This is a genomic window from Agarivorans sp. TSD2052 (genome assembly GCF_023238625.1).
Lineage (GTDB): Bacteria > Pseudomonadota > Gammaproteobacteria > Enterobacterales > Celerinatantimonadaceae > Agarivorans.
On record NZ_CP096670.1, the window covers coordinates 2435406 to 2456621 of the forward strand.

The following is a 21216-nucleotide window of genomic DNA, read 5'->3' on the forward strand; positions in this document are numbered from 1 at the left end:
ATTATCGATGTGACTCAGCCCTAAAGATTACAAACAATTAAACCAGTTTTTTACACTTATACAACATTGTTAACTAGATTTTTTGAAGTGATAGGAATTTATTTTGGTTATTTGTGGTTAAAACGAAACGACCACTCACCCCGCCAGAGTTTAAAAAAGGCAAAAAACGTAAGGCGGGTATTTGGATCCGCTTACCCGTTTCGTCGGTAGCGATGACTGAGCGGGCACTACCTTTGTAGACCCGCTCAAACTCTAAGTAAGAAATATGTAAACTAAAGTAATACTGCTTCATGGCAATGGTTAGCTATTTAGGCCTGTAGTTGCTGTAAACCGTTAGTCACTTTCTCAAACAGGTCTTTACTTAGATCCTCTAAGGCTGCCAAGCGTTCTAATTGCTTTATAATCATAGACTTTCGTTTTTCATCCAATTTAACGGTTTGGATTAATGGCGTAATTAGACGTGATGCCACCTGCGGATTCTGGGTATTTAAGATGCACAAAATGTCGGTAAGGTACTGATAACCCGAGCCGTCTTTTGCGTGAAAGTGTCGAGTATTGTTCGCAAAACTGCCAATTAACGAACGCACTCTATTCGGGTTTTCCATACTAAAACTTGGATGCTCGGTTAAAGCCTTTACTCTTTCTAAACTATTCCCTTCGCCGTAACTGGCTTCTAGTGCGAACCATTTATCCATGACCAAACCATCATGTTGCCACTGTTGCTCATAATCTTTAAACATGGCACTGCGTTGGGCTATCGCGGCGTTATTAGCTGCTGACATCGCGGCCAATTTATTGGTCATTAGGGCACTATCAAAATAAGCGGCTGAAACCAATTCTGGTTTAGTGTAAGCCACGTATTGCAAACAAGCTGCACGTAACGAACGTAAAGCAATATCTGAATGCGCTAGAGTGCGTTGATCATGCATGGCACAGCGCTGCTCAAGCTGACAAAACTGCTCGGCTAATGCCTCGGCTAAACCTTTAATGAAAAAGTCGCGAGCGCTAGCAATGGCATCGATATCAACGTGAGTAAAGCTGTCTGCTATCTCGTTCTCACTACTAATGGTTAGCAACTCAGCCAGTAAGCCTTTATCAATAGATGGGTCTTCTAATAACTGTCTGAAGGTAGCAACAATGGCTTCATCTAATAACAGTGATTTTCCTTGTTGTAAGGCGGCGACAGCTTGCACCATCCAAGCAGTGACAAGTTTTTGCATCCCATCCCAGCGAGCAAAGGTGTTAGACGCATGATTGATAATCAGCAGTAACTGCTCGGTAGAATAAGATAAATCTAACTTAACCGGCGCTGAAAACTCCTGCAGCATCACCAAAGTAGGAATGTCAGAAATGCCATCAAACACCCAAGTTTGCTGGTCTTCGACCAGTTCTAAGACCTCAGATACCGCTTGTCCTTTTATCTGCAAAGGCAACGCATTGCCGTTACTGGCCAGTAATTCAATTGAAACGGGTATATGCAATGGTAATTTTTCTGTTTGCTCTGCAGTAGCAGGGGTATGCTGACTGATGGTTAGGCTATATTGTTTATTTGATGCGTCGTATGAGCTATCAACATTAAGAATCGGTGTACCTGATTGACTATACCAGCGCTTAAATAGGCTTAGATCTTTAGCACTAGCATCTTGCATAGCATTGACAAAATCATCACAGGTTACAGCCTGGCCGTCATGCCGGTCTACGTAGGTTTGCATACCAGCTTGAAAGGCCTTCTCACCTAATAAGGTGTGCAACATACGAATCACTTCTGCGCCCTTTTCATAGACTGTTAAGGTATAAAAGTTATTCATTTCTATAACTTTGTCAGGGCGAATTGGGTGCGCCATCGGGCCGCCATCTTCTGCAAATTGATGACTACGCAACAAGCGAACATTCTTAATTCTATTGACTGCACGAGAGCCTAAATCCGAGCTAAACTCTTGATCGCGAAAAACGGTAAGACCTTCTTTTAACGATAACTGAAACCAATCACGGCAAGTAATACGGTTGCCGGTCCAATTATGGAAATACTCATGACCAATTACCGCTTCAATGCCCAAAAAGTCATTGTCGGTAGCACTTTGTTTGTTAGCCAATACGTATTTTGAGTTAAATACGTTTAAGCCCTTATTCTCCATCGCGCCCATATTGAAGAAATCGACGGCAACAATCATATAAATGTCTAGATCGTACTCTAAGTTAAACCGTTGCTCGTCCCATTCCATAGAGGCTTTTAGAGACGCCATAGCATGTTCGGTCCTATCGAGGTTACCTTTATCAACAAATAGCTCTAGAGCGATTTTTCGGCCTGACTGAGTCACAAAACTGTCTGACAACAAATCAAAGTCACCGGCGACTAAGGCGAATAAATAGCTAGGTTTTGGGAAAGGGTCTTGCCATGTTACCCAATGTTTACCATTAGCCAAGTCCCCTTGGCCTACCTTGTTACCGTTCGATAGTAGGTAGGGATATTGAGCTTTATCAGCAATAATCTTGGTGGTGTAAGTGGCTAATACATCAGGGCGATCAAGATAATAAGTAATGCGACGAAAGCCTTCAGCTTCACATTGAGTACAAAACGCATCACCCGATTGGTATAAACCTTCAAAAGCTTTATTTTCAGCTGGGTTGATATGGGTCACTATTTCTAGTTCAAAGCGTTCGGGTAGCTCGCTAATCACTAACTGTGACTCGGTAACTTGATAAGCTGAGTGCACATTTTGATTGACTTTCAAACTAATTAACTCAAGCTTTTCGCCATCGAGGACTAAATCACAAGCCTGCGCAGCTTTTCTAAGCAAGGTTGATTTAGCGGTCACTCGGGTTGAATTTGGTTCTAAATCGAATTCTAAAGCAACGGTTTCTATGCTGTAGCTGGGAGCTTGGTAATCTGAGCGATATTTGGCGATAGGTTGAGCTGATAATTCGGCCATGAAACGTCCTTGGTAATAGAATGTCGAAACGAGGGGCTTATTGTAAAAGATATTTCTGAGAGCGGCTAACGCTTTTCAACCCTAGCCAAAAGCAAAAAAGCCGGCCGAAGCCGACTTTTTACTGTTTAAATGCTTACAAAGACAATAAGCCTACAGCATTTAAAAAGACTACCGCAATGGCGATAGGAGAGATAAAGCGAACGCTCTTTGAGAACATTTGGAACGCTTGGCTTTCTAAGCCCATACCTTCTTTCACTTTATCAGCTTGGATAATCCAACCTACAAATACCGCAATAAACAAACCGCCTAGAGGCAGAAGAATATTCGCTGTAATGTAATCTAATACTTCAAAAAAGTTGGCACCCATTGGGCTTTCTTCAAACTGGAAAATTTCCCAACCAGCAAATGAACCAATAGTTCCTAAGCTAAGCAACCACACTGCCGCGCCAGATACTATGGCTGCAACATTGCGACGGAAACCTTTACGCTCAACTAAGTAAGCTGACGTAGACTCAAGCAAAGCCAAGGCAGAAGTAAAGGCTGCGACTGTCACCATGACAAAGAATACCGTTGATACAAGTCCACCGAAAGGCATTGTCCCAAAGGCAATAGGCAATGATACAAACAATAGGCCTGGACCCGCACTTGGTTCAATACCATTGGCAAACACGATGGGGTAAATGGCTAAACCGGCCATTAACGCAACCACTGTATCGGCTATCGCAATATAAATAGAGGTTTTGGCAATAGAAGCGCCTTCAGGTAAGTAGGCACCGTAAACCATCATGATGCCCGATGATAAACTTAAGGTGAAGAACGCATGACCTAAAGCCATTAGCACGCCGTTAATGGTCAACTTAGAAAAATCAGGGCTAAACATGAAGTCAACAGCTGCTGCAAAATCGCCTGTAACGGCTGCATAAATCATGATCACTGTAAGTAAAATGAAGAGTGCAGGCATTAGTAAGGTAACAATACGCTCCAGACCTTTGGTCACACCTTTAGCTAGTACCACAACCGTACCAACAATCACTAACGTTGCCCATAAGATAAGTTGTTGCGGATCAGAAGTTAGTGCACCAAACATAGCTCCGATTTGCTCTGCACTCCCCTCGGCGGCTGTAATATCACCAGCAGCAGATTTGAATACATACGCAACGGCCCAGCCAGCGATGACAATATAGAAGCTGAGAACTAAGAAGCCAGCTAATACACCCATACCTCCAATAAAGGCCCAGTTTTTAGAACGACCATTTTCAATTGCTACTTTGGCAACCGCATTGGCGGGTGTCGAACGGCCTTGTTTACCTAAGTAAACTTCAGCCATCATTACCGGGATACCGATAAACAAAATACATAACAGATAGACAAGAACAAAGGCACCGCCACCATTCTCACCCATAATGTAAGGGAATTTCCAAATGTTACCTAAACCTACGGCCGCGCCTGTCGCAGCTAGAATGTAGGCGAAATTACTAGACCAGCGATTACTCACTGAAGTGTTATTGCTCATGATTTTCTCTTATATTTTTGTGTTTGCTAAATGCGTCCGTGTTATAGGGCGCCGATCTAAGCATAAACCAAAAGAAATTTACAGAAAAAATGCTTTTTTATGCTGATTTAACACCCTGGCTCACTATATAAAACAGACTAAGTCATCAATAAGGTATATTATCTACTGAATAAACATTCTAAAATATTGCATGTATTATTAGCAACGGTTGAATTACTACGGCCATTATTCATGGCCTTATCGGGTTTCCTGGCCAAGCGATGACATTACAACGCCAACGTCACACAACAACAGCCCTTACTTGATAGCTTCTAGTTGGGTTTCTAGCCATGCACGCTCATAGGCGAGCATTGGATGTAATGTTTGTCTCATTTTCACCGTTTTAGCTTGCTCTGCAGTTAACGATACCCCATTACTCATCAGCACAAATGGTGTCAACTTACCTTGCTTTTCGATAAAGCCGGCAAGATTAATCACCCCATTTACATAGCCACTTTTGGCGTAAATATGTTGCTTGAGTGGCTTTCGAGTAACACTGCGACGATATTTCAAAGTACCACTGACGCCAGCAATGGGGAGTTTATTGATTAGCGGTGCCAACGCGGCGTCTTGTTGCCATAACTGTAGTAATTGATAGAGCATTTCAGCACTCACGAGATTTTCGCGAGATAAGCCCGAGCCATCTCGAATAACCAGTTGAGTGACATCCAAGCCCAACGCGTCTAGCTGCTGCTTAACTAGCTCGCCTGCGACCCTATAACTCGCTGTACGTTGCTGCTCAAAGGCCAGTGTTTTAAATAGGCTGTCTGCGGTCAAATTGTCTGACTCCACCAGCATGTATTCAAGCAGTTTTATTAATGGCGCAGATTGATGCGTATATCGGCTATCGAACATACTTAGGCGGTTTTGAAAGTTGAACTCGCCACGGTATGTCAGCCCTAACTGGCTCAAAACTCGACGCAGTTTAGTGGTAAAATATTGTTGTTCATCGCTAATAGAAAAACGCAACGGCATCATCTTAGCATCAGCCCTAACACAGCCTTTTAAGTGATAATGGTTATTATCACCCACTACTAGGCTTTGCTCACAATCGGTATGTTCGGGACTCACTGTAACAATCTGGTTATCTATGCGTAATAAGCTAGGGTCACTTATGTGTAACTTACTCAGCTGCCCTAACTTGCCAGGCTTTAAGTTTCCATTGACACAGTTTTGGTCAATATTTAACGCACTGACTGGCGAAGCAAAACAAATACCAATGTCATTCCATACTTGACCTTGACTGCGATGGTGACCGCTAAAGGCACCGCTTTCGATGTCTATTGACGCGATCTTTTTCCCATACACTTGAGTCGCTTGAGCGATTAACGATTTCAGGTCCTTTGAGCTAAAGCTTGGGTCTCCCCGCATATGCAAGCGTAAATGCAAGCCTTGAGGGTTGGGCTTAACACTCAATTGAGTACGATAGCGATAGTCAGCGCCAAGTTGCTTAAGTGCAGCAGTTGCAGTGACGAGCTTCAAGGTGCTTGCTGGCGTTAACAGCAGTTGGCTATTTTGCGTTCCAGTTGGGCCAATGAAGCTAACAACTGCACCTCGTGGAGAGCTTAACGCGGCTTGAGAGAACGGAGAATAAACAGAAAGGGTAATAAACAGTAAACGAATAAGAAGGCGCATGTTTGTCAGCATTTATATAATCAGTAAACAGATTATATAAAAAAAGGCGAACCGAAGTTCACCTTTTCCTTTCGAAATTAACGGCCTATTGGGCAATCAATTCTAAACGCATCGCACGTTGACGAACAAAGCTACGTTTTAAGTGATTAAATGTCTTTTCTGGCATACCACTCGGTAATTCAACCGTAGAGTAGTCATCAAACAACTTTACACTACCAATGTAATCACTGCTGATGTTTGCTTCATTCGCAATAGCACCAACAATATGTTTAGTCTGAACACCGTGCTCTTTACCAGCATCAACACGGTAAGTATTCATTTCAACATCTGCAGTACGGCGTTTGCGCTTAGCGGCACCCGCTTCGTTGCGACTTGGACGATCGCCACCGCGTTCAGAACGTTCACCGCGGCCTCTGTCACCGCGAGAATTGCGATCACCACGTGGGTTACGCTCGTTATTTCCAGCGAATCGAGGTGATCGAACTTCAGGATCGGCAGGCATTTTAAACGGCCGCGCGGTTTGCGCTTGGAATAATAATGCAGTCGCTAATTCAAGCTCTGTCATACCCATACTTTCGGCTAACTCAGAAGCTATCTTCTGGTAATCAGCCAACTCGACGTTTGCAACAGCTGAAGAAAGTTTCTCTTGGAAGCTCTCTACACGCTTTTTCTCCATCTCTTCACGAGTAGGTAGTTGCATTTGGGTTATTTGCTGGCGAGTTACGCGCTCAATGTTACGCAACAAACGTTGCTCACGGTAGCCTACAAACATGACCGCTTTACCGCTACGACCAGCACGGCCAGTACGACCAATACGGTGAACATAAGCTTCAGCGTCATAAGGAATGTCGAAGTTAACCACCAAGCCAATACGCTCAACGTCTAAGCCACGGGCCGCTACATCAGTTGCAACAACGATGTCTAATTTACCAGACTTCAAACGCGTAATAGTGCGTTCGCGCATCGTTTGGTTCATATCACCGTTTAATGCGGCAACACTGAAACCTTTAGCTTCTAAACGCTCAGCAATTTCTGTGGTAGAGGTTTTAGTTCGAGCGAAAATGATTGATGCGCCATCACTATTAACTTCAAGAATACGGGCTAGCGCTTCTATCTTATTAATGCCAGCTACATGCCAGTAATGTTGCTCAATGTTAGAGACTGTTTGTGTCTTAGCCGCAATTTTTACTTCTTTTGGCTCAGACATGTAATTTTTTGTGATGTTTTTAATTGCCGGCGGCATGGTCGCTGAGAACAAAGCGGTTTGACGCTCTTTTGGCATATCACGCATGATACGTTCTACATCATCAATAAAGCCCATACGTAGCATTTCGTCTGCTTCGTCTAATACTAAGGCTTTAAGTTGATCAAGCTTAAGCTTGCCACGATCTAAGTGGTCAATTGTACGGCCTGGAGTACCCACGATAATTTGTGGACCACGACGTAGTTCTTTAATTTGTTGACCGTAATCTGCCCCACCGTATATGGCCAGAACACGTAGCCCTGGAATATGACGGCTAAAGTCTTTAATCGCGTCAGCTACTTGATTAGCTAGTTCACGAGTTGGCGCTAGAACTAACATCTGAGGCACGTTGAGTTTAGGGTCTAACTTTGCAATCAAAGGCAAAGAGAACGCTGCTGTTTTGCCGGTTCCGGTCTGTGCTAAGCCAAGTACATCATGTCCTTCCAGCAGTAATGGAATGGTCTTTTCCTGAATCGGAGACGGTGTCTCAAATCCAATCTCGGAAATCGCTTTTAAAATCGTTTCAGGTAGAGCGAATTGCTCAAAACTTGAACTGCTGGATTCTGTCATATTTGGCCTACAATTAATTTAAGGATGCGCACTATACGCTTTTGATCACAAAAAGTCTCATTGATTTTACCTTTTTATGGAAAAACATTGACCATCTTGCTATGTGACATCAAAAAACCGCTCGATTAATGAGCGGTTTACACCTTTGATTATAGGCCGGAACCGTTATTCTGACTCTTCGGTAGGATGTTTTTCAGCGGTTTCTTTAATTAGAGGCTGTAGTTCGCCACTGCGGAACATTTCCATGACGATATCACAACCGCCAATTAACTCGCCCTCTACCCACAATTGTGGAAAGGTTGGCCAATCAGCGTAATTGGGTAATTCAGCACGAATATCTGGATTCTGTAAGATATCTACAAACGCAAAACGCTCTCCGCACTGCATTAATGCTTCTACGGTTTGCGCAGAAAAGCCACAGCTAGGAAATTTAGGAGAACCTTTCATATAAAGTAGGATTGGGTTTTCAGCAATTTGCTGTTTTATTTTATCAATCGTTTCCATTTTAAACTTCTCTATTTTTTACACTAAGTCTATTCTAGGTGTTGGGCGTACCCTAGCAAAAATAATCGTCCATTTCACTACTTTGCTCTAGATCAATTTTTTTTAGTTTTTTTGCTTTGCTGCTCAAAGTAGTAATGCTAAACTATTTTGTAAAGTATTTACTATATAAAAGATTGCGCTAACTTAGCCAATTATAACAAGGAGAGAAATACATGGCATTTACACTACCAGCCCTACCTTACGCACAAGACGCTCTTGAGCCTCATATTTCAGCTGAAACCTTGTCTTTCCACTACGGCAAGCATCACAATACCTACGTCGTAAAATTAAACGGTTTAGTTGAAGGTACTGACTTAGCAGATAAAAGCCTAGAGGAAATTGTAAAGACCTCTACTGGCGGCGTTTTCAACAACGCAGCGCAAGTTTGGAACCACACTTTTTACTGGAACTGTTTGGCACCTAACGCTGGCGGCCAGCCTACTGGTGCTCTAGCAGCGGCAATTGACGCTAGCTTCGGTTCGTTTGATGAATTTAAAGCTAAGTTCACTGATAGTGCGATCAACAACTTCGGCTCTAGCTGGACTTGGTTAGTTAAGAACGCAGATGGTAGTCTAGCTATCGTTAACACCAGTAACGCGGCGACTCCGCTTACTGATGATAGCGTAACACCGGTTCTTACATGTGATTTATGGGAACACGCTTACTACATCGATTACCGCAACGTTCGTCCTGACTACTTAAATGCTTTCTGGGCATTAGTTAACTGGGAATTTGCTTCTGCAAACTTTGCCTAAGCTACAGGCAAACGATTAGCGGATAAAAAATGGGCGCTTTAAGCGCCCTTTCTTTTGCCTGTTTACTTAACGTCGCTATGCCCAAGGCTCATATCTGGGGCAATTTTGTCTCTCACTCGACGTTTAAGGATCTTCGCCTCTGGAAAGCCTGCATCTTTCACTCGACACCAAATTAACTCACCATCTAAGTAAATCTGAAAACGGCCTTTAGTTGCGGGTTTTAAGGCTACCTCTGCTAATTCTTGAGAAAACGTCGTCAGCAGTTCTTGGCTTAACCAAGATGCTCGTAATAACCATCCGCATAAACTGCAATAATAAATCTCAACCTTAGGTAAATCTGACTCTGCTTGCTCGGCTGACATTTCACTTCCTTTTTTGTAAATCACTAATGTGGCTAAGTACACGCTTTAAGGATATCGGGAATTTAGTCCCTAACTGCTGAGCGAAAAGCGAAACCCGCAGCTCTTCAATCATCCAGCGTAGCTCTTCGCCTTCTTTACTATAAATGGGTAAGGCTAATTCTTTGTAGCGCTCAGCAGCCGTGTCTATTTGGCTCATCGCTAATCTATCTTTATGCGTATCGATAGCCAACTTCTCAATTCGGCGCTCAATGGCTTTTAAGTAGCGGAGAACATCACTTAGACGCTGCAGCCCAACCTCTCGCACAAAACCTTTATGCACCAGTGCAGCTAGCTGTGCTTTAATATCGGCATGCGCCAACACGCGGTCAAAGCCAACCTTTCCCTTTAGTTGCTTATTGATTTGATAATGCAAACTTAGAATTTGCTCTACTTGTACTACTGCAGCTAGCGTTTCGGTTGCCAGTTCAGCCCGAACCTCGTCACACAAAGCCTTAAAGGCTGCAGGATTATCTACTTGCTGTACCCGAGAATAATTGTCGATAACCGCCAAACTACAATCATCAAGCAATACGTCCACTCGGCCAAAAGGATTAAAATATAAGCCTAGCTTCGCTTTATTAGGTAAATGCTGCTGCAAATAACTTAAGGGAGATGGAATATTGAGTTGCAGCAATTTACTTAAGCCGCGAGTTTGACTCCAGTGGGCTTCCTCTTGCTTATCAAACAACTTCAACGCAACGGTTTTACCTTCGTCAACTAAGGCAGGAAAAGCGGTGATTTGATAGCCTTGGCGTTGCTCCTCGATCACTGACGGTAGTTCTCCAAAACTCCACTCCGTGACTTTAAGTTGTTCAGCAAAAGAGCTAGGCGCAATTTCAGCGATGCTTTGCTCTACCTCATCTTGCAATTTATGTTGCAGCGCTTGGTAACTTCGCCCTTGTGCCACCATTTTGCCTTGATCATCAATCACTTTAAAATTAACTTTTAGGTGATCGGCCACCGAATCCAAATTCCAAGCATCTTCGGGTATTTTTACCCCGGTCATTCTTAATAGCTGCTTAGTTAACACGTCGAGTAGTTGGCCGTCTGCGTTAGGCACCGCCTGTACAAACGCCTGAACATAGTTTGGCACCGGAACAAAGTTTCGGCGCAGCGGCTTGGGTAATGATTTAATTAACGCGCTAATTAGCGCTTCGCGAAATGCCGGAATTTGCCATTCAAAGCGGGAGAAGTCTAACTGATTCAGCAGTGCCAAAGGAATATATGCACTCACCCCATCATCGGGCTCTGAAGGTTCAAACACATAACTTAAGGCAACCGACACTTGTTCAAATTGCCATTGCTCTGGATATTGTTGCTCAGTAATATGACTAGCATCATGCTGATATAACATCTGTTTAGAGAAGCTAAGTAAATCGGGCTGTTGTTGGCTGGCTTGCTTCCACCAGCGATTAAAATGACCGGCCGATACAATATCTTCAGGAAGGCGCTGCGCATAGAAATCAAACAGTACCTGATCATCAACCCGCACGTCACGGCGACGCTGCTTTTGTTCTAACGCTTCAGCATCATCAAGCAACTGTTGATTCAGTTTGAAAAACGCATGCTTCGCAGTCCACTGCCCTTCCACTAACGCTGAACGAATAAACACTTCACGCGACACCAGAGGGTCAATGGGGCCATAATTTACTAAACGCTTGTTAACCAAGCTTACGCCATACAGCCGCACACTTTCGTAGGCCATTACCGCTTGTTGCTTAATCGACCAATGCGGCTCACTGTAAGACTTTTTAATTAAGTGCTTGGCTTGATCTTCTAACCAAGCAGGCTGAATCTTGGCCACGCCACGGGCAAACAAACGCGAGGTTTCCACCAATTCCGCTGCGACTACCCATTTAGGTGGTTTTTTGGCTTGGCTAGAACCAGGAAACACCACAAAACGCGCATTTCGCGCCCCGAGGAACTCACGTTCTTTGTCTTTAAAACCCAGATGACTCAGTAAGCCTGCAGTAATCGCTTGGTGTATCGCATCGTAACTCGCTTCATGTTGATTAAGCGGGTAATCGAGCTCTTTCACTACAGTAGAGAGCTGAAAAACCAAGTCTTGCCACTCGCGAATACGCATGTAAGCCAAGAACTCTTTTTTACACTGTTTGCGAAATTGATTGCTCGATAAGTCTTTTTGCTGTTGTTGCAAGTAACGCCATAGCAATAAGTAACTGGAAAAATCAGAATCTTTGTCAACGAAACGAGCGTGCTGCTGATCGGCGGCTTGTTTGCGATCATTAGGCCGCTCCCGTGGATCTTGTATCGATAACGCTGCACAAATAACCATCATCTCTTGCACACAGCCAAATTGCTTGGCTGCAACCATCATTCTGGCTAAGCGAGGATCAATGGGAAACTTAATCACCTCTCGCCCCAAAGCACTTAGGCTGGGTTTAGTGATACCCTGCTGTAAAGCGCCAATTTCTTCAAGCAAGTTTAAGCCATCTTTAATATTGCGCTGATCGGGCATATCAATAAACGGGAACTCTTCTAGCTTACCCAGCTTCAAGCCCAACATCTGTAATATTACCGAGGCTAAGTTGGTTCGTAATATTTCAGGGTCGGTGAACTCTGTGCGCCCGTCAAAATCTTCTTCACTGTATAGCCGAATACAAATACCCTCAGCGACACGACCACAGCGACCTTTTCGTTGATTAGCACTAGCTTGAGAAATAGCTTCAATCGGCAAACGCTGCACTTTAGAGCGATAACTATAGCGGCTAATACGGGCTGTGCCAGGGTCAATGACATAGCGAATACCAGGTACCGTTAAACTGGTTTCAGCCACGTTAGTGGCCAGTACGATGCGCCGTCCACGATGCGATGAGAATATTTTATTTTGCTCGGCATTCGATAAGCGAGAATATAATGGCAGAACTTCGGTATCACGGAGATTGCGCTTTTGCAGATAATCGGTAGCGTCTCTGATTTCACGCTCACCGTTCATGAAGATAAGGATATCGCCAGGTTTTTCTCGGTATAACTCATCTACCGCTTCAGCCAAGCCTTCTAATACATCTTTAGTTTGTTCTCCCTCATTTAACGGGCGATAACGTGTTTCTACTGGATAAGTACGACCAGACACTTCAATAATAGGCGCATCATTAAAATGTTTCGAAAAGCGCTGCGGATCAATGGTTGCAGAAGTGATGATGACTTTAAAATCAGGGCGTTTCGGTAATAGTTTTTTAAGTACCCCCAAGATGAAATCAATATTTAGACTCCGCTCGTGTGCCTCATCGATAATCAACACTTCATACTGGGAAAGAAAGCGGTCCTGCTGCATCTCGGCCAACAACATACCGTCGGTCATCAACTTGACTAGACTATCGTTTTTAATTTGGTCGTTAAAACGGATTTTATAACCCACTAGCTCACCTACGGGGGTGGCTATCTCTTCGGCAATTCGCGCTGCTACGGTTCTTGCCGCCAAGCGCCGTGGTTGAGTGTGGCCAATATAACCGCGGCTTCCCAAACCCAGTTCTAAACATATTTTGGGGATCTGAGTGGTTTTACCCGAGCCTGTTTCCCCAGCAATGATCACCACCTGGTTATCACGAATAGCTTCGTAGATGGGTTTCTTTTGTTCAGCAACCGGTAAATGCTGCGGATAATCGATGCTCGGGATCGAAGCACGTCTTCGGCTGGCAATATCGGTTGATTTAGCCAGAGCCTGATTAAATTTGGTAAAGCGTGGCGTCTCTTTAGCTATGTCCTCGGATTTTAGCGCCGCTAGCTGACGCTGAAGACGATATCGATCTTTTGACAACGCTAAAGAAATCTGTTTTTTTAAGTTTGAGAGAGCCGACTGCAAGAAAAAAGCCTCGTAGGGTTGCATACGAGGCGCAAATGCTAACAACAATGGCTAAGAAAACAAGTCTAACTCACATGTTTATAGCAACTGTTCAAATGTTTATCGATACCGCCCAGTATTTGCTCACGGGTAATCATTCCCAATAACTTATTTTGCTCAATCACTGGGTACATCTTTGGCTTTTGCTCCAACATACTTTGAGCTAACTCTAATATGCTAGTTTCAGGGTCTACACTTAACACATCACTACGCATAATATCTTCAACCAGAGAGACCGTTTCACAGTGATACATCGCCTCTAATAAACTTTTTAGACAATCTTGTTGTGAGATCCAGCCAATCAAGTTTTTTTGTTGATCAACAACCGGCGCCCCAAGTTGCTTATGCTCTAGTAAGGTATGAACCACCTGAGCAATAGGTTGTTTGGCTGTAAAGCAAACCGGCCTCGTTAACATATAGTCACGAACCTTCAAGTTTTCAGGCATAACCATACCTCCCTTCAACACATCTACTTTTAGCTTAGCTGGCAGCTATGATTTGCACCAGTATTGCGGCTAATTAGGCCTTCAACACCAATATTTAGAGCATCTCTAACAATATCACCCATTTGGGTAATAGAGAGACCGGTGGCTACGTTATATGATTTGTCTCGATTGAGTCGCTAACTCAATCATCGCGTTTAGTTACCTATTGCGGTGTAAGTTTTTACACAAATTATGCAGGCCCCTTGTCCTCACCGACACGGGGCTTTTTTTTGTTGGTAAGGTTTGGCTGAACCAAGAATACACCAATAAATATAGCAAATACCCCAAACAAAACACCAATATCACCCATTTGGGTAATAGAGAGATCGGCGGCTACGTTATATGATTTATCTCGATTGAGTCGCTAACTCAATCATCGCGTTTAGTTACCTATTGCTGTGTAAGTTTTTACACAAATTATGCAGGCCCCTTGTCCTCACCGACACGGGGCTTTTTTTTGTTGGTAAGGTTTGGCTGAACCAAGAATACACCAATAAATATAGCAAATACCCCAAACAAAACACCAATATCACCCATTTGGGTAATAGAGAGATCGGCGGCTACGTTATATGATTTATCTCGATTGGGTCGCTAACTCAATCATCGCGTTTAGTTACCTATTGCTGTGTACACCTTTACACAAATTATGCAGGCCCCTTGTCCTCACCGACACGGGGCTTTTTTTGTTGGTAAGGTTTGGCTGAACCAAGAATACACCAATAAATATAGCAAATTCCCCCCAACAAAATTCCAATATCACCCATTTGGGTAATAGAGAGATCGGCGGCTACGTTATATGATTTGTCTCGATTGAGTCGCTAACTCAATCATCGCGTTTAGTTACCTATTGCTGTGTACACCTTTACACAATTTACGCAGCCCCTTGTTTTAACTAACAAGGGGCTTTTTTTTGCTTATTTCACCTGCCATTGCAGAGTTTCACCGGCGAAAAATGGCACTAAAGCTTGCTCTTCAACCATTACGCTCTCTGGCACTTGCCAAGCATCTTTAGTTAAGGTGATGGTTTCACTGTTACGTGGCAAACCATAAAAATCAGGACCATTGAAGCTAGCAAAAGCTTCTAGCTTGTCCAGTATGCCTAGTTGCTCAAATATTTCAGCGTAAAGCTCTATGGCCGCAGGCGCGCTATAGCATCCCGCACACCCACAAGCACTTTCTTTTGCTCCCTGTAGATGTGGTGCAGAGTCGGTCCCTAAAAATATTTTTTTAGTGCCGCTGGCAACCGCTTTTTGCAGTGCTTGCTGGTGAGTTTGACGCTTCAACACCGGCAAACAATAGTTATGTGGGCGTAAACCGCCGGCTAATAAATGATTCCGGTTATACATCAAGTGTTGTGGAGTAATTGTTGCCGCCACATTATCGGGTGCATTTAGAACAAAATCAGCCGCTTCTGCGGTGGTGATATGCTCAAAGACAATTTTAAGATTAGGAAGTGAATCAACCAAATCACGCATATGCGCATCAATAAATGCCGCTTCACGGTCAAAAATATCAATATCAGCGTGTGTCACTTCACCATGTACTAATAGCAATAGGCCATGCTCAGCCATCGCTTCAAATACTGGACGTAATGCAGTGACATCAGTAACACCGTGCGCTGAGTTGGTAGTCGCATTGGCTGGGTATAGTTTACAGGCCTTAACAATCCCACTGGCAGCAGCTTCTGCAATCATCGCTGGCGTCGTTGCATCAGTCAAATAGAGCGTCATTAAGGGTTCAAACTCGCTTTGTTCTGACAAGGCTTGCTTAATACGTTGATAATAAGCTTTGGCGTCGCTTAACTGAGTTACAGGAGGTGTTAAATTAGGCATAATGATCGCACGAGAAAAATGCTGAGCGGTCGCATTTGCAGCTACATTCAGCATCGCGCCGTCGCGTAAATGTAAGTGCCAATCATCAGGTCTGGTAATGGTAAGCGTTTGAGTCACAACTATCCCCTAAAGTCGATATTAACGATGGGCTGGAAGTCTACCCGAACTAAACCAGCAAGTCTCGCCCTTGGCTCAGGATATGACAGCAAAACTATGTTAACTGTTCACTCATTTCGACCAGCAAGTGACTAGCCGCTTCATAATCATACTCGTCGATCAAAATTTGCAATTGCTTCGCTTGTTTGGGGAAGCGCATTAAGATATCTGCATGCTGCTCGATATAATCATTACTAGCACTATCGAAATCGTCTAATAGCCCCTGTAATTGTTGAAGGTGAAGCGCTATCGCTGTTTCATCAAGTGTGGCCACTTCGCTAGATTTACTTTCCGCAGAGGGTAGATCTGCAGACGAAAAGAACTGTCTCAAGGGCTGCTGAACCCGCAGCAACTCAGCGGACAATTTGTCCAGATCATCATCGTTGACGTCGGCGAGCTCTGCTTGCTGCTCAATAACCATAGCCAACGGTGACACTCGCTCCGCACCTAAAGTGGCAGCAATACCTTTAATGGTATGAGCAATACGCTGCGCTTCGATAAGTTGGTTTTGCGATTTAGCACTCCGTAAGGCTTGGAAGGATTGGTTTTCCGTATCCGAAAACTTAGCTAACAGTTTCAAATACAGTGTGTGATTACCGTTAGCATTAGCCAAGCCAACCACGGTATTCAGCCCTTCAACAACGGGTAAAACTGGCTCATCAAGCGTCATTGAATGTGTCAGAGAACGGGTATTTTGCAGAGGGCATTTAGGGGTAATCCACTGCGCCATTACCGCAAACAAATTGTTAACATTAATCGGCTTAGAAACGTGATCATTCATACCGGCATCCACTGCTTTTTCTCTATCGCCAGCCAAAGCGTTAGCCGTTAAAGCGATGATGGGTAGTTGCTTTAAAGCTAGCTGGTCGCGAATAACCTTAGTGGCGGTATAACCGTCCATAACTGGCATCTGGCAATCCATCAATACCCCATCAACTTGGTGGTGTTTTAAGTATTCAACTGCTTGAGCACCATCATCACAAACGTGACACGTAAGCCCGTTCGAGTTTAATAATTCGATAATTAACTCTTGATTAATATCGTTGTCTTCGGCGACTAGTATATTAGCGCCCGCCAGTTGAATAATGTCTTGATTAGACCCTTGACGCTTAACTTCTCTACGCGTTTGTTCAAATACTTCGATTTTTCTCACTTCTACGATAGTGTCGAATAAATGAGAAGGAGTGACAGGTTTGGTCAAAATCGCTTTTAAGTGAATATCTGCGGCCTCAGAACTGAGTTCGTCGCGCCCAAAAGCGGTGACCATTATAATATCTGCTGATACACCTTGTTGTTGCATTTGACGAACCGTTTCTACCCCGTCCATTTCCGGCATTTTCCAGTCCATAAATACCATGTCGAAAGCATTAGTATCCTTAGCTTGCTCAATCAATGCTAAGGCGTCACTGCCGCTGCTAGCGGCAGTGACGATTAACCCAAAACTTTCTAGAACCTGAACATTTATCTCTCTAGCATTAAAATTGTCGTCAACAACCAAAGCCTTTAAGTTTGTTAGTTGTATCTGCTTACTCTCGTTGAGTGGCTTGGCATTTTTTTGAATCATCATCGGCAAGTCAAAATAGAAACAGCTTCCTTTGTCGATTTCGCTTTCTAATGCTATTTTTCCGCCCATCAACTCGGTCAGCTTCAAACAAATGGCTAAACCTAAACCTGTACCACCATGCTTACGGGTGGTTGAACTATCGGCCTGAGAGAAAGGCTTGAATAATTTGGTCTGTTGCTCTGGCGTCATGCCGATACCAGTATCACTGATGGAAAATTTCAGATGTACCTGTTCATCTAACTGTGACAACACCGCTATTTTGACCACCACAACCCCTTCGGTTGTGAATTTGACAGCGTTATTACAAAGATTAACTAACACCTGAGTTAAACGAAGAGGATCGCCAATCAACGCTGTTGGAGTATTAGGGTCAATATCAAACAATAACTCCAAGCTTTTCTGCTCAGCTCTTAACCCCACCAGATTGGCCAAATTATCTAATACATCCTCTAAACGAAAATCGATAACCTCTATATCTAGCTTACCGGCTTCAATTTTAGAGAAATCTAAAACGTCATTAATAATTCCAAGCAACGCCTCTGCTGAGCGATGAACCTTGTCAATATAGTTACGCTGCTTATTGTTTAAGTCTGTTTCTAAAGCGAGATAAGACATCCCTATAATGGCGTTCATTGGCGTTCTAATTTCATGAGACATATTCGCTAAGAAATCACTTTTAGCCTGATTCGCCGTATCTGCTTGGGTTCGCGCTTCGTTGAGAGCGGCTTCTAACTGCTTAATCTCATGTATGTCAACGTGAATACCACTAATACGCTGCGGTTTGCCTTGTTCGTCAAGCTCAGAAACCCGACCAATCGAGAGGATCCAACGATAGTGCCCATCCTTGCACAACAAGCGAATCTCATTACGTAGCACTTCGCTTTGATGTGCTAAATGCTCAACTAACTTTTCACTGTTTGGTACTACATCATCGGGATGAATCAAATCACTCCAAGTTGTTGAGTCACCGCGCAAACGTGCCCATAAGCCATTACCATCACGCAATTCGCCCACGTGATAGCCCAGCATAGTTTCATAAATCTTATTCACCTCTACGCGGTCTTCTTGAGGATAATAGTCCCACATCCCCAAGCCAGCACCTGAGGCGGCAGAGTCCAGCCGCTCTTCACTTTCTCGAAGTTGTTGCTCTACTTGCTTTATTTCTGAAATATCAAAAATAGCGCCGTCTGAATATGCCGGAACACCATGGTCATCCAAAGAAACATAGGCTTTTTGCAGCATATATTTTGTCTGACCAGAGGCATCTATAATTCGAAACTCTTGAGAAATCGCCCCCCCCTCTTTGTTCAAAGTACGAGAACGGGCAATACTTTGTTCTACATCTTCTGGGTGTACTAAATCTCGATATCGGCGAGTAGGGGTCGGCCCTAAGAAATCTGCAACTGGATAACCCGTTTGCTGCTCAATTTGATCGCTTAAATAGAGCCACTCGGGTGAGCCGTTCTCAGTGAGGCGAACGCGATAGACTACACACTGTAAATTATTGGTTAAGGTCCTAAATTGACGCTCGCTATCGGCTATTTTTTGCTGCGCTTGTTTACGTGCGGTGATGTCTCTGATGATTCCTGTAAAATGGCGTTTCCCTTTCAAAATCACTTCTTTTACTGCTAATTCCATAGGGAATAATTCACCATTTTTACGTCTACCAAACACCTCTCGCTCATTACCTATAACGGTTGATTCAACTTTGGGTTGATAATCGGCCAATATTTGATCGTGCTGCTCAGCGATGTCTGTTGGCATCAGCATTTTAACGTTTTTACCCACGACTTCTGCTTCGCAATAGCCAAATATTTGCTCTGCTGCTGGACTGAAGCTACGAACAATGCCAGATTGTTCGATAAGCACAATACCGTCTGCAATGGTATCCACAATGGTTCGGATCCGCTCTTCATTGTCAGCTAGAGCTAGGCGCGCTTGATAACGTTCGGTAATGTCCATTAATGACACTTTCACTTCTACCACTTCATTATTAAGGCGTCGACCAGGTTGAATATTCACGCTGAAGGTTTTTTCTTCTCCCCCTTTAACAACGACTTCTAAGCTTTCATCATGGTGACTTAGCCCATTGAGCGCATCATTAAATAACTGTTTAGCTTTGGCGTGTTGTTGCTCACTAGCAATATCTTGCCAGCTCAGATTATCAAAGGCATCTCGCTCAATATCTAAGGCTTCGGCTAGACTCAAATTATGTTTTAGAAACGCACCAGAAGCACTAAGAGAGGCATAAGCAATAGGCGCATTTTCATATAAGTCCCACAGGGACGCTTCTCGTTCTTTCAGTTTGATTGTTCGTTCTTCAACTTGACGTTCGAGATCTTTTTTAGAGCGATTTAAACGAACATTTACTTTTCTGGCTAAAGCAAAAACTAAAGCAAACAAAAACATACAGAAGGCAACGGCGGCCCCCAGCACCAACAAAACAATGTTGCGAAAATGCAGGTAGCCTTGCATTATTTCCTGATGGTCAATCTCTGAAACTAGACCAATCTCCAGCTCTTCATCCCAACGCCAAGAACCCACCACCTTCTCACCGCGGTAATCAATATAGCCCTCAAAATTTTCGCCACTTTGCTTACTAATGATCGAATAGCCACTTTCGGTCCAATCATGCTGATCTAGAGTATTAGGGTTTTTAAGTTTGACATTAAGGACCGAAGATTGATGGGGCTCAAGTAAGCCATTAGCCACCAATTGATGTTCAAACTTACTCGGCGAAATCATAAAACCGGAACGGTTTACGAGGTAGGTTTCTCCGGAATCACCAATTCTTGCGCCTTTCAATAACTGGCTAAATTCAATTTCAGGATTCATTCGCAGGGTAAATATCGCAACAACTTGACCATCACCATTCTTGATGGGGGCGGCAATAAACATGGTCGTGTTACTATAACCACCTAAATTTATGTCAGCCCGAATGGGAGGAATAATGACCGTTTCCCCCTTAAAGGCTCGATTAAGTAAATGCGGGTAATGGCGAGTAATCACATTAATCTCACCAAGATTATTGTCACGCATTGAGGCGATATTGATCCGTTCTTGGGAAATAATAAAGAATCCCAAATCGTCAAAGATAACCCGATAGTTATCTACCGATTTACGTAAACCGGCTAAAGCAGGGTTGGCCAAAAGCCCCGATTGTGTATGCTCTGATTCAAGTAAGACCGATGAAAAGTGCTGAAATGCCGTATCCAATAAAACCGCATTAACTTTGGATTGCCAACTTTGTTTCCATTCAACAAGGCCCGCGTCAGTGGTATCTAGTACCGATTCAATCACATTTTCAAGTTGGGCAAACTGGGTTTGTTTCAGCTGATTCAAACCGATACTGGTAATTGCAGCAATGACACCAAATGCCAGCGAAAAGATGGCAAAAAGAACCAATACGCTCTTTCGAGAATTCAGCAATAGACTGAAGTTCTCAATCGTAATTTTGCGTAACTTCAGCAATAAAAATACGATAGTGAGTAGTAAAGCTAATAATACCAATACCAACTGCTCAACCGTCATAAACCATCCTTGTGACTAGGCAATGATTCCCTTTGGGTAAAAATCAAAGGTCAAAGTATAACTTTACTACTGATGATAGCCTAAATATAGCGGGCACAGACCTAAGCCCATGTTTTACCGTTCATCTTTTGAAATTTAAATGCAGTTATAGTACTGA

General features: G+C 43.5%; 12 protein-coding genes. 1 reads left to right on the plus strand and 11 read right to left on the minus strand.

Annotation, left to right across the window (positions count from 1 at the left end; all coding sequences use genetic code 11):
* Window positions 1-73: 73 nt before the first annotated feature.
* From M0C34_RS11050 to M0C34_RS11075, 6 genes are all read right to left on the minus strand, one after another.
* Window positions 74-292, minus strand: coding sequence for a DUF2835 domain-containing protein (locus tag M0C34_RS11050; RefSeq protein WP_248711741.1), 219 nt, complete (start codon window positions 290-292; stop codon window positions 74-76).
* A gap of 16 nt (window positions 293-308) precedes the next feature.
* Window positions 309-2930 carry an aminopeptidase N gene (gene pepN / locus M0C34_RS11055; RefSeq protein WP_248711742.1) on the minus strand — a complete coding sequence of 874 codons (2622 nt, stop codon included), beginning with the start codon at window positions 2928-2930 and terminating at the stop codon, window positions 309-311.
* 133 nt (window positions 2931-3063) lie between these two features.
* Complete coding sequence (locus M0C34_RS11060) at window positions 3064-4443, minus strand: sodium-dependent transporter (protein ID WP_248711743.1); 1380 nt, start codon at window positions 4441-4443, stop codon at window positions 3064-3066.
* Window positions 4444-4740: 297 nt separating this feature from the next.
* The gene (dacB, locus tag M0C34_RS11065) at window positions 4741-6117 is read right to left on the minus strand and encodes a D-alanyl-D-alanine carboxypeptidase/D-alanyl-D-alanine endopeptidase (RefSeq protein ID WP_248711744.1); all 1377 of its coding nucleotides are present in this window, start codon (window positions 6115-6117) and stop codon (window positions 4741-4743) included.
* Between the two features lie 85 nt (window positions 6118-6202).
* Window positions 6203-7930, minus strand: a complete 1728-nt coding sequence (locus M0C34_RS11070; RefSeq protein WP_248711745.1) for a DEAD/DEAH box helicase — start codon at window positions 7928-7930, stop codon at window positions 6203-6205.
* Between the two features lie 165 nt (window positions 7931-8095).
* Window positions 8096-8434: a Grx4 family monothiol glutaredoxin gene (locus M0C34_RS11075; RefSeq protein ID WP_248711746.1), complete on the minus strand. Its 339-nt coding sequence runs from the start codon at window positions 8432-8434 to the stop codon at window positions 8096-8098.
* A 212-nt stretch (window positions 8435-8646) separates the two neighbouring features.
* On the opposite strand from M0C34_RS11075, the gene sodB reads away from it, so the two are divergent.
* Window positions 8647-9228, plus strand: coding sequence for a superoxide dismutase [Fe] (gene sodB, locus M0C34_RS11080; RefSeq protein WP_248711747.1), 582 nt, complete (start codon window positions 8647-8649; stop codon window positions 9226-9228).
* A 62-nt stretch (window positions 9229-9290) separates the two neighbouring features.
* Here the strand turns inward: sodB and M0C34_RS11085 are convergent, their stop codons facing one another.
* From M0C34_RS11085 to M0C34_RS11105, 5 genes are all read right to left on the minus strand, one after another.
* Window positions 9291-9590 carry an Rdx family protein gene (locus tag M0C34_RS11085; RefSeq protein WP_248711748.1) on the minus strand — a complete coding sequence of 100 codons (300 nt, stop codon included), beginning with the start codon at window positions 9588-9590 and terminating at the stop codon, window positions 9291-9293.
* 1 nt (window position 9591) lies between these two features.
* Complete coding sequence (gene hrpA / locus M0C34_RS11090) at window positions 9592-13452, minus strand: ATP-dependent RNA helicase HrpA (RefSeq protein ID WP_248711749.1); 3861 nt, start codon at window positions 13450-13452, stop codon at window positions 9592-9594.
* 65 nt (window positions 13453-13517) lie between these two features.
* On the minus strand, window positions 13518-13937 hold the full coding sequence (locus M0C34_RS11095) for a CBS domain-containing protein (protein WP_248711750.1): 420 nt from the start codon (window positions 13935-13937) through the stop codon (window positions 13518-13520).
* Between the two features lie 953 nt (window positions 13938-14890).
* On the minus strand, window positions 14891-15862 hold the full coding sequence (pyrC, locus tag M0C34_RS11100) for a dihydroorotase (protein WP_248715630.1): 972 nt from the start codon (window positions 15860-15862) through the stop codon (window positions 14891-14893).
* A 157-nt stretch (window positions 15863-16019) separates the two neighbouring features.
* A complete protein-coding gene (locus M0C34_RS11105; RefSeq protein WP_248711751.1) occupies window positions 16020-21059 on the minus strand; it encodes a PAS domain S-box protein in 5040 nt (1679 codons plus the stop codon).
* Between the last annotated feature and the right edge of the window lie 157 nt (window positions 21060-21216).

Bases quoted from the DNA above. Each gene is read 5' to 3' on its own strand.
- M0C34_RS11050 (WP_248711741.1), bottom strand. From the start codon at position 292: ATGAAGCAGTATTACTTTAGTTTACATATTTCTTACTTAGAGTTTGAG.
- pepN (WP_248711742.1), bottom strand. From the start codon at position 2,930: ATGGCCGAATTATCAGCTCAACCTATCGCCAAATATCGCTCAGATTAC.
- M0C34_RS11060 (WP_248711743.1), bottom strand. From the start codon at position 4,443: ATGAGCAATAACACTTCAGTGAGTAATCGCTGGTCTAGTAATTTCGCC.
- dacB (WP_248711744.1), bottom strand. From the start codon at position 6,117: ATGCGCCTTCTTATTCGTTTACTGTTTATTACCCTTTCTGTTTATTCT.
- M0C34_RS11070 (WP_248711745.1), bottom strand. From the start codon at position 7,930: ATGACAGAATCCAGCAGTTCAAGTTTTGAGCAATTCGCTCTACCTGAA.
- M0C34_RS11075 (WP_248711746.1), bottom strand. From the start codon at position 8,434: ATGGAAACGATTGATAAAATAAAACAGCAAATTGCTGAAAACCCAATC.
- sodB (WP_248711747.1), top strand. From the start codon at position 8,647: ATGGCATTTACACTACCAGCCCTACCTTACGCACAAGACGCTCTTGAG.
- M0C34_RS11085 (WP_248711748.1), bottom strand. From the start codon at position 9,590: ATGTCAGCCGAGCAAGCAGAGTCAGATTTACCTAAGGTTGAGATTTAT.
- M0C34_RS11095 (WP_248711750.1), bottom strand. From the start codon at position 13,937: ATGCCTGAAAACTTGAAGGTTCGTGACTATATGTTAACGAGGCCGGTT.
- pyrC (WP_248715630.1), bottom strand. From the start codon at position 15,862: ATGCTGAATGTAGCTGCAAATGCGACCGCTCAGCATTTTTCTCGTGCG.
- M0C34_RS11105 (WP_248711751.1), bottom strand. From the start codon at position 21,059: ATGACGGTTGAGCAGTTGGTATTGGTATTATTAGCTTTACTACTCACT.